Annotated in this window: 11 protein-coding genes; 9 read left to right on the top strand and 2 right to left on the bottom strand. The window is 64.8% G+C overall.

What is annotated here, in order from left to right:
• Window positions 1-284 precede the first annotated feature (284 nt).
• Window positions 285-1,619 (top strand): NCS2 family permease, encoded by a 1,335-nt coding sequence (locus tag MSG32_RS08715; protein WP_248379165.1) that lies wholly within the window; start codon window positions 285-287, stop codon window positions 1,617-1,619.
• Between the two features lie 147 nt (window positions 1,620-1,766).
• Here MSG32_RS08715 and rsgA read toward each other — a convergent pair whose 3' ends face one another.
• Entirely contained in the window at window positions 1,767-2,777 is a 1,011-nt protein-coding gene (gene rsgA, locus MSG32_RS08710) for a small ribosomal subunit biogenesis GTPase RsgA (protein ID WP_043335189.1), read from the bottom strand.
• A gap of 183 nt (window positions 2,778-2,960) precedes the next feature.
• Between rsgA and orn the strand changes: the two genes are divergently transcribed.
• Window positions 2,961-3,533: an oligoribonuclease gene (gene orn / locus MSG32_RS08705; RefSeq protein ID WP_107335235.1), complete on the top strand. Its 573-nt coding sequence runs from the start codon at window positions 2,961-2,963 to the stop codon at window positions 3,531-3,533.
• A 45-nt stretch (window positions 3,534-3,578) separates the two neighbouring features.
• On the opposite strand, the gene queG is transcribed toward orn, so the two are convergent.
• Window positions 3,579-4,649 (bottom strand): tRNA epoxyqueuosine(34) reductase QueG, encoded by a 1,071-nt coding sequence (gene queG, locus MSG32_RS08700; RefSeq protein WP_248379688.1) that lies wholly within the window; start codon window positions 4,647-4,649, stop codon window positions 3,579-3,581.
• Window positions 4,650-4,956: 307 nt separating this feature from the next.
• On the opposite strand from queG, the gene MSG32_RS08695 reads away from it, so the two are divergent.
• The 7 genes from MSG32_RS08695 (at window position 4,957) to hflX (ending at window position 14,085) form a co-directional block, all read left to right on the top strand.
• Window positions 4,957-6,762 (top strand): NAD(P)H-hydrate dehydratase, encoded by a 1,806-nt coding sequence (locus MSG32_RS08695; protein ID WP_248379164.1) that lies wholly within the window; start codon window positions 4,957-4,959, stop codon window positions 6,760-6,762.
• A complete protein-coding gene (gene tsaE / locus MSG32_RS08690) occupies window positions 6,743-7,228 on the top strand; it encodes a tRNA (adenosine(37)-N6)-threonylcarbamoyltransferase complex ATPase subunit type 1 TsaE (RefSeq protein WP_248379163.1) in 486 nt (161 codons plus the stop codon). Before MSG32_RS08695 ends, tsaE begins: the two co-directional genes overlap by 20 nt.
• Window positions 7,229-7,349: 121 nt before the next feature.
• The gene (locus tag MSG32_RS08685; RefSeq protein WP_043335201.1) at window positions 7,350-8,804 is read left to right on the top strand and encodes an N-acetylmuramoyl-L-alanine amidase; all 1,455 of its coding nucleotides are present in this window, start codon (window positions 7,350-7,352) and stop codon (window positions 8,802-8,804) included.
• A 163-nt stretch (window positions 8,805-8,967) separates the two neighbouring features.
• The gene (gene mutL / locus MSG32_RS08680) at window positions 8,968-11,292 is read left to right on the top strand and encodes a DNA mismatch repair endonuclease MutL (RefSeq protein ID WP_248379162.1); all 2,325 of its coding nucleotides are present in this window, start codon (window positions 8,968-8,970) and stop codon (window positions 11,290-11,292) included.
• A 60-nt stretch (window positions 11,293-11,352) separates the two neighbouring features.
• Window positions 11,353-12,336: a tRNA (adenosine(37)-N6)-dimethylallyltransferase MiaA gene (gene miaA / locus MSG32_RS08675; RefSeq protein ID WP_248379161.1), complete on the top strand. Its 984-nt coding sequence runs from the start codon at window positions 11,353-11,355 to the stop codon at window positions 12,334-12,336.
• 114 nt (window positions 12,337-12,450) lie between these two features.
• Window positions 12,451-12,699: an RNA chaperone Hfq gene (gene hfq / locus MSG32_RS08670; protein WP_043335203.1), complete on the top strand. Its 249-nt coding sequence runs from the start codon at window positions 12,451-12,453 to the stop codon at window positions 12,697-12,699.
• Between the two features lie 15 nt (window positions 12,700-12,714).
• Window positions 12,715-14,085: a ribosome rescue GTPase HflX gene (hflX, locus tag MSG32_RS08665; RefSeq protein ID WP_052384759.1), complete on the top strand. Its 1,371-nt coding sequence runs from the start codon at window positions 12,715-12,717 to the stop codon at window positions 14,083-14,085.
• Window positions 14,086-14,465: the final 380 nt, after the last annotated feature.

The following is a 14,465-nucleotide window of genomic DNA, read 5'->3' as shown; positions in this document are numbered from 1 at the left end:
GGCCAGCCAGCAGCCAGTAGATCCAGTAGGTCTTGTAGCCAGTAGGTCTTGTAGAAAGAAGCGCTTGTTTCAGTGCAGCGGGCCTGAGGCGAATGCAACATTCTGGCCCTCGGGAACACCCTCTTCGCGGCCCCAGGCAATACACTGTCTGTCGCCAGTGGCGCTGCTGCACTCTTCGAGTGCGGTACGGGCGCTCAATGTGTGTCATTTCGGTGCAGCGTGTCGGCGACCCGTCGACGCTGAGCTGCTACTCAATCGCTTCATCCTGAACGGGAGTCATCATCTTGCTCGAGCGCCTATTCTCACTGCGTGCCGAAGGCACCACGACGCGCACGGAAGTGCTGGCGGGCATCGCCACCTTCATGGCGTCGATGTACATCATCGTGGTCAATCCCGGCATCCTGTCAGCCGCCGGCGTGCCATTCAGTGCCGCCCTCACGGCGACCGTGCTGGTCAGCTTCTTCGGCAGCCTGATGATGGGCCTGTACGCGCGCAACCCGATCCTGGTCGCGCCGGGCATGGGCATCAATGCCCTGTTCGCCTACACCATGGTGCTGGGCGGCGGCATGAGCTGGGAGGTCGCGCTGGGCTGCGTGTTCTGGGCCGGCGTCATCTTCGCGGTACTGGCCATGTTCAACGTGCGCCGCCTGGTGATCGATGCGATTCCCGCCCAGCTCCGCTACGCCATCGCCTGTGGTATCGGCCTGTTCATCACCCTGATCGGTCTGGTGAATGCCAAGCTGATCGTCTCCAACCCGGTCACCGTGGTCAGTGTCGCGCCGATGACACCCTCGCTGGTGGTCTTCCTGCTGGGGCTGGCGCTGACCGCCATCCTGGTCGCGAAGCGCATTCACGGCGCACTGATCATCGGCATCATCGTCACGACCCTGATGGCGACCACCATCGGGCGTCTGTGGGGGGATGGCAGCGCCTACTTCCCGCCGGAGATCGCTCAGCCGACGCTGGTCAACTTCACCGGTATCTTCGCTGCGCCTGATTTCAGCGGCCTGCTGGCGCTGGACCTGCTCGGTTCGCTCAAGGTGGCCTATGCGCCGTTCATCTTCGTCATCCTGTTCACGGTGTTCTTTGACGCGCTCTCGACCTTCATGGCGGTGGCCGAAGCGGGCAATCTGAAGGACGAGAATGGTGACCCGCGCAATATCCGTCGCTCGATGATGGTCGATGCCTTCTCGGCGCTGGTGTCTGCGCCACTGGGTACCAGCCCGGCGAATGCCTACATCGAATCGGCGGCCGGTATCAGCCAGGGCGGACGCACCGGGCTGGTCGCGGTGGTGGTGGCGCTCTGCTTCCTGCCGTTCCTGTTCCTGGCACCGTTGCTGTCGCTGGTGCCGTCCATCGCGACTGCCCCGGCGCTGATTCTGGTCGGCGTGTTCATGATGGAGCCGATCGGCAAGATCCACTGGCACCAGTTCGATGATGCGATTCCGGCCTTCATCGCCATGGTGATGATTCCGCTGACCTATTCCATCACCCACGGTATCGTGTTCGGCTTCCTGAGCTTCGTGGTCATCAAGCTCGGCGTCGGCAAGGTGCGCGAGATTCGCCCGACCATGTGGGTGCTGTTCGCGCTGTCACTGCTGCTGTTGCTGGAAGGCTAGGCTTCGAAAGCGGCAGTGGTGTGTCTCGAGGCTGTGATGTGTCTCGAGACTGTGATGTAACTCGAGAGCCTCGAGCATGAAAAAGCCCCGCCAGGCAGTGACTGCCTGGCGGGGCTTTTTGTTGACGGCTTTTTTGATAGCGCCTGATCAGCTCTCGGTCAGCGAGAGCAGGATCTTCTTGTAGCTCTCGAAGCGCACGCGGCCGATCTCACCGTTGTCCACGGCCTGCAGCAGGGCGCAGCCCGGCTCCTTCTCGTGCTTGCAGTCGCGGAAGCGGCAATAGCCGAGATAGTCGTGGAACTCGCGGAAGCCGTCGGTGACCTGCTCGGGAGTCAGGTGCACCAGGCCGAATTCGCGGATGCCGGGCGAGTCGATCAGGTCACCGCCATCCGGCATGTGATAGAGCCAGGCGGTGGTGGTGGTGTGCATGCCCTGGCGTGATTCGGCCGACAGCGGGCCGACACGAACCTCTTCCCTGGGCAGCAGCATGCCGATCAGGGATGACTTGCCGACGCCACTCTGGCCGACGAAGACCGAGGTGCGGTCGCTGAGCTGGGCCTTGAGGGCGTCAAGCCCCGACTCGCCACGCGTGGTACAGGCGACGACTTCGTAGCCGAGCGCTTCATAGCGCGCCAGCAGGTCGCGCAGCTCACCACCGCTTTCCGGCAGCAGGTCGACCTTGTTGAGCACCAGCACCGGTGTGATGCCGGTGGCTTCCGCGGCGATCAGATAGCGGTCGATCAGGTTGGGCTGCGGGGCGGGCTCGGCGGCGAACACGATCAGGATCTGGTCGATGTTGGCCGCCACCGGCTTGAGCACGCCACGCATGTCGGGGCGTTCAAGCTCGGTGGTACGTGCGCCACGCGCAACGACGACGCCGCTGGCATCGCTGGCTTCGCGCCAGATGACCCGGTCACCGGTGACCAGCGTCTCGAGGTTGGCGCGCAGGTGGCAGCGGTGCAGGCTGCCGGATTCGCTTTCGACTTCCAGGCTGCGCCCGTAGTGGGCGATGACACGGCCATGCTGCTCCGGGCCATATTCGCCGGCGTCGAGCTTGTCACGGTCCTGCGTCTCGCGCTTCTCGGCGCGCTTGGTACGCTCGGCCTGCACCTTCTCGATTCGCCATTGCTGCTGGCGGCTTAGCTTGCGTTTACTCATGCTTGGCTGGTGACTCCGGTCGCCGTTCGTTCGCCAGGGATGGGAGAGTCTTCCCCCCTTTGCGGCGCGATTGTACCCTTTGCGCCCTCGGGTGTCGTGCGACGCCCCGGGATGGCGTGTGATACTGCTGTCATCGACTGGCGTCCCGCGCCATTCCATCATCTGCTCAGCAAGGAGTGACCCATGGCAAATCCCACCGCGCAGGCCGACCGCCTCATCTGGATCGACTTGGAAATGACCGGTCTCGACCCGGCGCGTGAGCGCATCATCGAGGTGGCCACGCTGGTCACCGACGGCGACCTCAACCTGATCGCCGAAGGCCCGGTGCTGGCCGTGCATCAGCCGGACAGCCTGCTGGAGGCGATGGATGAGTGGAATACGCGCACCCATGGTGAGTCCGGGCTGGTGAAGCGCGTCAAGGAAAGTCAGATAGATACCGCCGAAGCCGAACGCCAGACCCTCGAGTTCCTGGCCCGGCACGTGGCGGCAGGCGCCTCGCCGATGTGTGGCAACAGCGTGCATCAGGACCGCCGCTTCCTGCAGCACGAGATGCCGTTGCTGGAAGAATTCTTCCACTACCGCAACATCGATGTCTCGACCCTCAAGGAGCTGGCCAAACGCTGGAACCCGGCCGCGCTCGACGGCTTCAAGAAGCGTGCGACCCACCAGGCGATGGACGATATTCGTGAGTCACTGGCGGAACTGGCGCATTACCGCAAGACCTTCCTCAAGCTGACCCAGCAGGGCATCGTCTAAGTATCGTTCCTCAACTGAAAGCGATAGCCCTGGAGGCAACGCCTCTCAAAGCGCGGTGGCCAGGCGGGCGCCGCGCTTGATGGCCTGCTCCTTCAGCGCCCAGCGCACATGCTCGCGCAGTGGCTCGCTGGGGTAGGCCAGACGGGCGCGCAGCACATGCTCGACCTGCTCCGACCAGGGCGCGTTGCCCAGCCCGATGGCGATGTTGGAGAGCCACTTCTCGTAGCCAATGCGTCGAATCGGGCTGCCTTCCGTCTTGCTGAGGAATTCCTGCTCTCCCCAGCAGAACAGGCGGATCAGCTCGATGCGATCCAGATCATGACGCGGCGAGAAGTCAGTCTCCTGGGTCGCCTTGGCGAAGCGCGTGAAGGGGCAGAACAGCTGACAGTCATCGCAGCCGTAGATGCGGTTGCCCATCGGGCGACGGAATTCCTCGGGGATGGCGCCATCGAGCTCGATGGTCAGGTAGGAGATGCAGCGCCGCGCATCGACGACCTTGTCCTCGACGATGGCATCCGTCGGGCAGGCGACCTTGCAGGCGTTGCAGCTGCCGCAGTGTTCCTTTTCAAAGGGGGCGTCCACCGGCAGGGGCAGGTCGGTGTAGAGTTCGCCCAGGAAGAACAGGCAGCCGGCCTGCTGATTCATCAGCATGGCGTTCTTGCCGAACCAGCCGATGCCGGCCTTCTGTGCCAGGGCGCGCTCCATCACCGGGGCGGAGTCGACGAAGGCGCGATAGCCGAACTTGCCGACTTCCTTCTCGATCTGCTTGGCCAGATTGGCCAGTCGCTTGCGCATCAGCTTGTGGTAATCACGCCCCAGCGCGTAGCGTGACACATAGGCGCGTTCGGGTTGGTTGAGCACCTGAGTGGTCTCGACCTCAGGCGGCAGGTAATCGAGACGCACGCTGATGACGCGCAGTGTCCCGGGCACCAGCTCCTCAGGACGAGTGCGCTTGGTGCCGTGCTTGGCCATGAAGTTCATCTCGCCGTGATGGCCGTTGGCCAGCCAGCGCTCCAGATAGGCCTCGTGGGCCGAGAGGTCGACATCGGTGATGCCGACCTGCTGAAAACCCAGCTCGCGTCCCCATGTCTTGATGCGCGTCGCCAGTTCCGCCATGGCCTGTTCATCGGTAGCGGGGCTCCCGGTGTCGGCAGGTGAAGCGGCGGCGGTGGATGAGTGCGGAGCAGACATGGGGGTTCCAGCGAGATCGAGGACAGAGGCGCGCCACCTTAGCGCAACTTGCCGGTCAGCCCAAGCGTGCTGCCTGACGGCGTGAGCACGGCAGGTAAGGTGCAGTAGAAAGGAAGGCGGCACACCACGCCATGCCTCACGATAGGCAACGCACATCCAGACAGGCAACGAGCGTCTAGACAGGCAACGAACATCCAGCCAGGCAATGGATATCCAGACAAGGAGTGTAGGCATGACAGCGCACGAATCGACCCCTGACCAGACCTGCCCCCCGGCATCTTCGGCAACCATGACGCTGTGGCGTTCGGTCAACTGTCTGTGGCCGTTGGCGGCGCTGCGTGATCTGGAGCATTGGATGCTCGCGGAGGAGAGCGTCGCCGCCGACAGTGGTCAGAGCGAGGCGCCGGTGGAGAAGCGCCTGATGGGGCGCGCCGCGCAATCGGCGTTCGATCTGCTGCGTCAGCGTTGGCCGGAGACGCGCAGGCTGTGCGTGCTGTGTGGCGGCGGCAACAATGGCGGCGATGGCTATCTGCTGGCGCGTCTGGCATTGCTGGCGGGCTTCGAGGTGCGGGTCATCGCCTTGACGCCGGAGGATGCCTTGACCGGTGATGCGCAGCTGGCCGCGATCGCGGCGCGCGAGGCTGGCGTCGAGACGCTGGCATGGCCGAAGGCCGATGAGGAGGCGGCGGATGCGCTGCTCAAGGGCTGGCCCTTGCTGGTGGATGCGCTGACCGGCATCGGCCTGCGCGATGCGCCGCGCGGCAGCGTGGTCGAAGCCATCGAACGCATCAATCACGCTCATCAGCAGGGCGTGCATGTCATGGCGCTGGATGTGCCCTCAGGCTTGAATGCCGCGACAGGCGCGGTCGCAGGTGTCGCCGTGGAAGCGGATGTGACGCTGACGTTTCTGGTCGACAAGCCGGGCCTGCACACCGGACGCGCCGAGCTGCACGCCGGGCACGTCAGTCTGGCGCGCCTGGGCGCGGCGCGCGTGTTGCCGGAGGTGGTCGCGCAGTCGCGAACCGCGGCCTTGCTGGCAGAGGATGCCGTGCAGCGGCTGACACCGCGCTGGCTGGAGTCCGAGCTGGTGCCGCGCTCGCCGCTGGCCCACAAGGGCGATACCGGCAGTGTGCTGGTCTTCGGCGGCGGGCCGGGGCTGGGGGGCTCGGTGTTGCTGGCCAGTGAGGCAGCGGCGCGGGCCGGTGCCGGCAAGGTCGCGCTGCTGACGGCGCCCGCGCATATCAGCGCCAGCCTGACGCGCTGTCCCGAGGTCATGGCGCGCGGTCTCAAGAGTGGTCCGGAGGGCAGCAGTCATGATGGCTTCGCCGTGCTGGAATCACAGCTGGCACAGGCCAGTGTGACGCTGGTCGGGCCCGGCATGGGTACCGAAAGTCTCGAGAGCATGCTGTGGGGCTGGGGCGGCATGTCGCGGGTGCTGGCGGCAGGTCAGCCGCTGGTCGTGGATGCCGATGGCCTGAGCCTGCTGGCCTGGCGCGCGAGCGAAGGCGACATCATCCGTCGCGACGACTGGGTGCTGACGCCGCATCCCGGTGAGGCCGCGCGTTTGCTCGATTGCAGTGTGGCGGACATCGAACACGACCGGATCGCAGCGGCAAGAGCACTTCAGCAGCGTTTCGGCGGCAGCGTGGTGCTCAAGGGCGCGGGCAGTCTGGTGGCGAGTCCTGCGGGGGTACTTGAGGGGCCGGCGGTGGCGCTCTGCCCCTATGGCAATCCGGGCATGGCCAGTGGCGGCATGGGCGATGTGCTGGGTGGCATCATCGCGGGTCTGGCGGCGCAGGCGCTCAACGGCGGCTTCGATGCACGTCAGCCGCGTTCCTCCCTGGATGAGGCGGCGCAGGCCCGGCGAGTCACGCGCGCCATGGCGCAGGCGTCAAGGCTTGGGGTGCTGGTGCATGCCCTGGCGGCCGACCGGGCGGTACAGGAGCGTGGTGAACGTGGCCTGCTCGCAGGTGATCTGGCATCCTATATGCATTTATTGCTCAATCCACGGGCCCGAGATGCGCATACTCCTGTCTGATGAAAACGCCCAGGTTGCCTTCGGCACTCAATTGGGAAATATCCTTGCCGGCCGCGGGCTGGTGTTCCTGGAGGGCGAGCTGGGGGCGGGCAAGACGACCCTGACCCGCGGCGTACTGCGCGCCTATGGTCACCAGGGCGCGGTCAAGAGCCCGACCTACACCCTGGTGGAGCCCTACGTGCTGCCACGGGCCGAGGGTGGCGAATGGCACATCAACCACTTCGACCTCTACCGTCTCGCCGACCCTGAAGAGCTCGAGTTCATCGGGGGGCGCGATCTGCTCGCCGACGACAGCCTGGCGCTGATCGAGTGGCCGAGCTGTGGTCAGGGCTTTCTGCCCACGCCGGATCTGCGCATCACGCTGTTCGTCGCCGACGAAGGACGCGAGGCCGAATTGACTGCCCTGACACCGCGAGGTGAGGGTTGGTTGGCAACACTGGCCGAGCGCCGAACCTCTCAGGCATGATGACGCTGTTCCGCTTGCGATGTCTGGCGGCGCAGTTTCCGGTCATTCGTTATCTTCATTCATGTTCTTTCTGTCTGGGTCATCCTGTCTGATGCCTGAAATAGCGTCCAAAATCCCCCGTATGCGTCTGGCGCGCAGCTTCCGTCGCTGGCTGGCGGGTGGCGTCGTCTGCTCGCTTGCCAGTCTGGTGCTGGCGCCGCAGGCGCTGGCCGCCAAGGTCGAGAACCTGCGCCTGTGGACCGCACCGGACCACACGCGGCTGGTGTTCGATCTCGACAGTGCCGCCAAGGCCAAGGTCTTCGGCCTCGACAATCCGCGCCGTCTGGTGATCGACCTTGCCGGCAGCGAAGTGGCCAGTGCCGCGGTCGAGCGCAAGTTCGCCGCGCTGAATCTCGAAGGCAGCGCCATCAAGTCGATCCGCAGCGGGCGCCAGGGGGATGCCCTGCGTGTGGTGCTCGACCTGACGCGCCCGGTCAATCCCAAGGACTTCACGCTGGCGCCGAATGCCAAATACGGCAATCGCCTGGTGGTGGATCTCGAGTTCCCCGGCGAGTCGGCGGTCGAGAACCCCATCGACCCCATCGAGGCTCGTATCCGCGAGCAGGAACAGGCCGCGGCCAAGCGCAAGCTGAAGGGCGAGCCGGCGGAACCTGTGGTCAATACCCAGGCGGCGGCACATCCCAAGCGTGACATCATCATCGCGATCGACCCTGGCCACGGCGGGGAAGACCCGGGTGCCAGCGGCCCCAGCGGGACTCGAGAGAAGGATGTGGTGCTCAAGATCGGCAAGCGCCTCAAGCGCATGTTCGATGCCCAGCCCGGCTTCAAGGCCATCTTGACCCGCAACAGCGATTACTACATTCCGCTGCGCAAGCGCACCGAGATCGCGCGTGAGCAGAAGGCGGACTTCTTCGTCTCGATTCACGCCGATGCCTTCAACAGTCCGCGCCCGCACGGCAGCTCGGTCTTTGCGCTCTCAAGCCGCGGCGCGACGTCCGAGACCGCACGCTGGCTGGCCGCCACCGAAAACCGTGCTGACCTGATCGGGGGCGTGGATGGCAATCTCAGCCTGAATGACAAGGATGAGATGCTGCGTGGCGTGTTGCTCGACCTGACCATGACCGCGACGCTCAACGATTCGCTGGCGGCAGGTAGCGGCGTACTGGCCAACCTGGGACGCATGAATTCCCTGCACAAGCGTCAGGTGGAGCAGGCGGGCTTCGTGGTGCTCAAGTCGCCGGATATCCCCTCGCTGCTGGTGGAGACAGGCTTCATCTCCAACCCCCAGGAAGAGCGCAATCTCAACAGCGGCCCCTATCAGGAGAAGCTGGCGCGCTCGATCTTCTCGGGAATCCAGAGCCACTTCGAGCGCAATCCGCCGCCCGCAAGTCTGCTGGCATGGCAACGCAGCCAGGCACGTGGTGGCAACGGCGGCGAATATCGCGTCAAGAGTGGCGATACGCTGTCGGAAGTGGCCCAGCGCCACAACGTGAGCATGGCGGCCCTCAAGCAGGCCAACAACATGAGTGGCGACACGGTGCGCGTGGGCCAGCTGCTCAAGATTCCGCGCAGCTGAGCCTGACGTCATGAAGTCGCCCTGACCGCGCCTTGCGTTGGCGGGGCGCAGACACTGTCCGCTGATGCAGTTCCGGCATGCGTTGCTTGCCGTGGCTGGGTCGGCGGACAGTATCGTTTTCAGAGAAGCGGCGTTTTTCGCTCGTGTATCCAGGAGTCTATCGATGTCTGACGAGCTGACCGACATGCAGCCCGCTCGCCCTGGCGAGCGACGGATCCGTATCCTCAATCCGCGCCTTGCCAACCAGATCGCGGCGGGTGAGGTCGTGGAGCGGCCGGCTTCCGTGGTCAAGGAGCTGGTCGAGAACGCCATCGATGCCGGCAGCACCCGCATCGAGCTGGAGCTGGAAGGTGGTGGTGCGCGGCTGATTCGCGTGCGCGACAACGGCTGCGGCATCACCGAGGAAGACCTGCCGCTGGCGCTGTCACGGCATGCGACCAGCAAGATCGAGAGCCTGGATGATCTCGAGGGCGTGGCGAGCCTCGGTTTCCGGGGCGAGGCACTGGCCTCGATCAGTTCGGTCTCGCGGCTGGAGCTGTTCTCGAATGTCTCGGAGGAACCGGCCAATGGCTGGCGGGTGGTGGCGGAAGGGCGCGAGATGGCGCCGCGCGTCTCCCCGGCGCCGCATCCGCGTGGCACCAGCGTCGCGGTGCGTGATCTGTTCTTCAATACGCCGGCGCGCCGCAAGTTCATGCGCACCGAGAAGACCGAGTTCGGTCATGTCGAGGAAAGCTTCCGGCGGCTGGCATTGTCACGCCACGACATCGGCTGGACGCTGCGTCACAACCAGAAGGTGGTGCATCAGCTGCGCGCCGGTGAAGACACCCTGACGGTGGAGCGGCGCATCGGTGCGCTGCTAGGGCGCAACTTCCTCGAGCATGCGCTGCATCTGGATATCGAGGCCTCCGGCCTGCGTCTGTCCGGTTGGGTGGGCTTGCCGACGCACTCGCGTGCCCAGGCCGATCAGCAGTACTTCTTCGTCAATGGCCGCGTGGTGCGCGACCGGCTGGTCGCACATGCCGTGCGTCAGGCCTATCGCGATGTGCTGTTCCATGGTCGGCATCCGGTGTTCGTGCTCTATCTGGAGCTCGACCCGACGGTGGTGGATGTCAACGTTCACCCGACCAAGCACGAAGTGCGCTTCCGGGACGGGCGACTGGTGCATGACTTCCTGTTCTCGAGCCTGCACAGGGCGCTGGCCGAGGTGCGCCCCGGTGACAACAGCGCCGCGCCTACCGGCATCGAGGGGCAGGAGAAGGAAGAGGACCCCGGCTGGCAGCAGCAGGGCATGCGCCTCGGTCGTCAGGAACAGGACGCCCAGCAGAATGCCGCCTCCGAACAGCAATCGACATCGGCCGGTCCGCAGGCCGGGGGCGACTCGTCGGCCTCGCCGAGCGCGCCTGCAGGCCGCCCTGCGGCCCCCTGGCAGCCTTCCTCGCAGCTGCCGCCTGCCGGTGATGGACGCTCCAGCGAACGCCTGAGTGCCGAGCGTGTGCGTCAGTTCATGGCCGGCTATCGGGCACTGCACCCCAGCGAAGATCATCTGCTCACGCCGGGTGGCGGCGCGGGCGTGGCCAATGATCCAGCGGCGATCGCCAGTGCCGAACGTGAGGCACGGCGTGCGCCACGTGTCACGCTGGGCGAAGGTGGCCGCGAGGGTGACGGGCCAGGGCAGGGCGCAGGACAGGGGAGTGCACAGGCCGGTGTCGGGGAAGCTGCGCCCGGCTGGCGGGTCGACACGCCTCAGGTGGGTGGGCCGTCCGGTGGCGCGTCTTCCAGCGATGCCATGTCTGGCATGTCGGCGCCGTCTGTCTCAGGCAGTTCGGTCTCGGGTGGTTCGGTCTCAGGCAGCTCGGCAGTGGTGATGCGTGGTCTGCCGGCCCAGAGTGACGACGATGACACCCCGCCGCTGGGCTACGCCGTGGCGCAGCTGCACGGCGTCTATATCCTGTCGCAGACCTCGCGCGGGCTGGTGATGGTCGACATGCATGCCGCTCACGAGCGCATCACCTATGAGCGCATGAAGCAGCATGTGCATGGTGGCGGCCATCTGGAGGCCCAGCCGCTGCTGGTGCCGGTGTCGCTGGCGGTCAGTGCGCGCGAGATGGGCACCTTCGAGCGCGAGTCCGAGGCGTTCACGCGTCTGGGCGTCGAGCTGGACGCTGCCGGGCCGGAAACGCTGCTGGTGCGTCAGGTGCCGGTCGTGCTCGGCAATGCCGATGTGGAGCCCCTGGTGCGCGGCATGCTGGAAGATCTTGAGCGCTATGGGCGCAGTGACCGCATGGAGGCGCACATGAATGAACTGCTCGCCGACATGGCGTGTCGCGGCAGCGTGCGCGCCAACCGCCGTCTGACGATTCCGGAAATGAATGCCCTGCTGCGTGACATGGAGCGCACCGAGCGCTCCGGGCAATGCAATCATGGCCGGCCGACCTGGACCGAGCTTTCGATGCATGAGCTCGACAAGCTGTTCCTGCGCGGCCAGTAGATGACGCCCCGTGGCGTCGCGGTTCACCCCTGATTCACCTCCCAGCCCAGACAATAGGCCATGACCCAGATACAACCCCCTGAAGATTCCCGACACCACGCGTCTGAGGTGGCTGACAAGCCGCCTGTCGTGTTGTTGATGGGGCCGACGGCCTCCGGCAAGACCGACCTCGCCATTCGCTGGCACGAGGAGCAGGGCGCGGAGCTGGTCAGTGTCGATTCGGCGCTGATCTATCGCGGCATGGATATCGGCACGGCCAAGCCGAGCGCGGCAGAGCTGGCCCGAGCGCCACACCGCCTGATCGACTTTCTCGACCCGCTGGAGAGCTATTCCGCCGCCGAGTTTCGTCGCGATGCGCTGGCGCATATTGCCGAGATCCAGTCCCGCGGCAAGATGCCGCTGCTGGTCGGCGGCACCATGATGTATTTCAAGCGTCTATTGGAAGGCGTGGCGGAGCTGCCGGCGGCGGATGCCGAGCTGCGCACGGAGCTCGAGGCGCGTATCCAGTCCGAGGGGCTGCCGGCGCTGCATGCGCAGCTGGCGCGGCTTGATCCGGCCACGGCACAGCGCATTCGGGCCACCGATCCCCAGCGGCTGACACGCGCGCTGGAGGTCTGTCTGATCAGCGGGCGCCCGATGAGCGAGCTGCTCGCGGAGCAGCCAGAGGCGGAACTTCCGTTCCGGCCGATAGCGATCGCACTGGCGCCCCACGATAGAGCCGTGTTACATGAACGTATCGAGACGCGTTTTGATCAGATGTTGGAACAGGGCTTCATTGCCGAGGTCGAAGCGCTGAAGGCACGTCCGGAGCTGCATGCGGGCCTGCCCTCGATACGTTGTGTCGGCTACCGTCAGGTGTGGGATTTTCTCGATGGCCATCTGAGCCGGGATGAGATGCGCGAACGCGGCATCATCGCGACGCGTCAACTCGCCAAGCGACAGTTGACCTGGTTGCGGAGCTGGCAGGGGATTCACCCGGTGGATTCCATGGGTGTAGATCCTTACAGTGAAACCTTGAAAATCGTGCGCCAGACCTGCACTTAGCGTAACATGAGCGGTCACGACCCGCGCCCGTGAAGCCCCCTCAAGAGGGCAACCCGGAGCGCTGGCGAACATAACCATACTTACCTCGAACGAGACATTTTTACGGAGAGTCACATGTCCAAAGGTCAATCACTCCAGGACCCGTACCTGAACATCCTGCGCAAGGAACGTATCCCGGTCTCGATCTTCCTGGTCAACGGCATCAAGCTGCAGGGCCAGATCGAATCCTTCGATCAGTTCGTGATCCTGCTGCGCAATACTGTCTCCCAGATGGTTTACAAGCACGCTATCTCGACCGTGGTGCCGTCGCGCAATGTGCGCCTGCCGGCCCAGGATCCGAGCGTGCCGTCCACAGAAAGCTGAAGTTAGAGGCGCTGATTGTTCTTCGAACGACCCGAAGCCGGTGAAACGGCCGTCCTGGTGCATGTCAATTTCCGGGACGAAAAAGAACGCGAGGATGCCGGTGAGCTCCTCGAACTCGTACGTTCGGCAGGCGCCGTGCCGGCGACCCTCATCGAGGGTAGCCGGCCCCGCCCCGACTCCCGTACGTTCATCGGAGAAGGCAAGCTTGAGGAAGTGCAAGAGGCCCTGGCCGTGCACGAAGCCGAGCTGGTCATTTTCAACCATTCATTGAGTCCTTCCCAGCAGCGTAACCTCGAAGCCACGCTCAAGTGTCGCGTCATCGACCGTACCGGTCTGATTCTCGACATCTTTGCCCAGCGTGCGCGGACCCATGAGGGCAAGCTGCAGGTGGAACTCGCACAGCTCGAGTACATGTCCACCCGCCTGGTGCGGGGTTGGACCCACCTTGAGCGTCAGAAAGGCGGTATCGGTCTGCGAGGCCCGGGGGAAACCCAGCTCGAGACTGACCGTCGCCTGTTGCGCGCCCGTATCAAGTCGATCCACAAGCGACTCGAGAAGGTGCACAAGCAGCGCGATCAGAACCGCCGTGCCCGTGCGCGTGCCGAGATCCCGAGTCTGTCGCTGGTTGGCTATACCAACGCCGGCAAGTCGACGCTGTTCAACGCGCTGACCACCTCCGAGGTGTACGCCGCCGATCAGCTGTTCGCGACGCTGGACCCGACGCTGCGTCGTCTGGAACTCGAGGATGTCGGCCCGGCAGTCCTGGCCGATACCGTCGGCTTCATTCGTCATCTGCCGCACAAGCTGGTGGAAGCCTTCCAGGCGACCCTGCAGGAAGCGGCGGAAGCGGATCTGCTGGTACATGTCATCGACGCCGCAGACCCGGAGAATGACCGCAATACCGAGCAGGTCAATCACGTCCTGAGCGAGATCGATGCCGGTGATGTGCCGCGTCTGTTGGTCATGAACAAGATCGATCGACTCGACATGGCGCCGCGCATCGAGCGTGATGGCTTCGGTCGTCCGCTGGCGGTGTGGCTGTCGGCACGCGACGGCAAGGGGCTGGATCTGCTGATGCAGGCCTTCGCCGAGCTGCTGTCCGACAACGTCATCTCCATGCAGCTGACGCTGGGGCCTGCCAAGTCCCGTCTGCGGGCAGGCCTGCACGAGCTGGACGCGGTCAAGGACGAGCAATATGACGAGCAGGGCAATGCGCTGCTGGACATTCGTCTCGAGAAACGCGACTTTCTGCAGTTGTTGTCGCATCTTGGTGAATCGCCTGAAGATTATCTCGGCGGTGAACATGACGACCGCGAAGCCTGGCAGCGTGAGCTGTCCGCCGAACGCGCGGAAAAGCATCGCGTGTCGGTCACGCACAAGTCCTGATACCGTCTGGTAACGAGACTTGCGCCGGTGCGCTGCGCAGCAGCTCGATGAGAAGTGGCGCACGAGGCAGCAGCGCACCGTTGTCGCAAGGCAGTGGCAAGCACTACCCGGCATCCATCGCCGCGCACGAATGACGATGGATGCCCTCGCGCAGGGTCTGCCCTGCGCCTCAGAGCAGCGGGCATTCAGCAGGATTGGCTGGATGCCGTCCGACGGACGATGGCCGTCGGGCAGGGCCATGGCCTTCTCCCGCAAGGGACGCGTCGCCATGCCGTACGAGAGAATCGGTCGCCGGAGGCCATCAGGCTCAAGGCACGGAACCGGTCGCAGCTGGCAGGGCGGCGTCATCATAATGACGAGCGGAACATCGACTGAGTGGA

The sequence above is a fragment of the Cobetia sp. 1CM21F genome, assembly GCF_023161745.1.
Lineage (GTDB): Bacteria > Pseudomonadota > Gammaproteobacteria > Pseudomonadales > Halomonadaceae > Cobetia > Cobetia amphilecti.
This window is presented reverse-complemented; position numbering and strand designations above follow the sequence as displayed.

What these genes read in the sequence shown, in the direction of transcription:
- rsgA (WP_043335189.1), bottom strand. Translation starts at nt 2,777, where the DNA reads ATGAGTAAACGCAAGCTAAGCCGCCAGCAGCAATGGCGAATCGAGAAG.
- orn (WP_107335235.1), top strand. Translation starts at nt 2,961, where the DNA reads ATGGCAAATCCCACCGCGCAGGCCGACCGCCTCATCTGGATCGACTTG.
- queG (WP_248379688.1), bottom strand. Translation starts at nt 4,649, where the DNA reads ATGGCGGAACTGGCGACGCGCATCAAGACATGGGGACGCGAGCTGGGT.
- MSG32_RS08695 (WP_248379164.1), top strand. Translation starts at nt 4,957, where the DNA reads ATGACAGCGCACGAATCGACCCCTGACCAGACCTGCCCCCCGGCATCT.
- tsaE (WP_248379163.1), top strand. Translation starts at nt 6,743, where the DNA reads ATGCGCATACTCCTGTCTGATGAAAACGCCCAGGTTGCCTTCGGCACT.
- MSG32_RS08685 (WP_043335201.1), top strand. Translation starts at nt 7,350, where the DNA reads ATGCGTCTGGCGCGCAGCTTCCGTCGCTGGCTGGCGGGTGGCGTCGTC.
- mutL (WP_248379162.1), top strand. Translation starts at nt 8,968, where the DNA reads ATGTCTGACGAGCTGACCGACATGCAGCCCGCTCGCCCTGGCGAGCGA.
- miaA (WP_248379161.1), top strand. Translation starts at nt 11,353, where the DNA reads ATGACCCAGATACAACCCCCTGAAGATTCCCGACACCACGCGTCTGAG.
- hfq (WP_043335203.1), top strand. Translation starts at nt 12,451, where the DNA reads ATGTCCAAAGGTCAATCACTCCAGGACCCGTACCTGAACATCCTGCGC.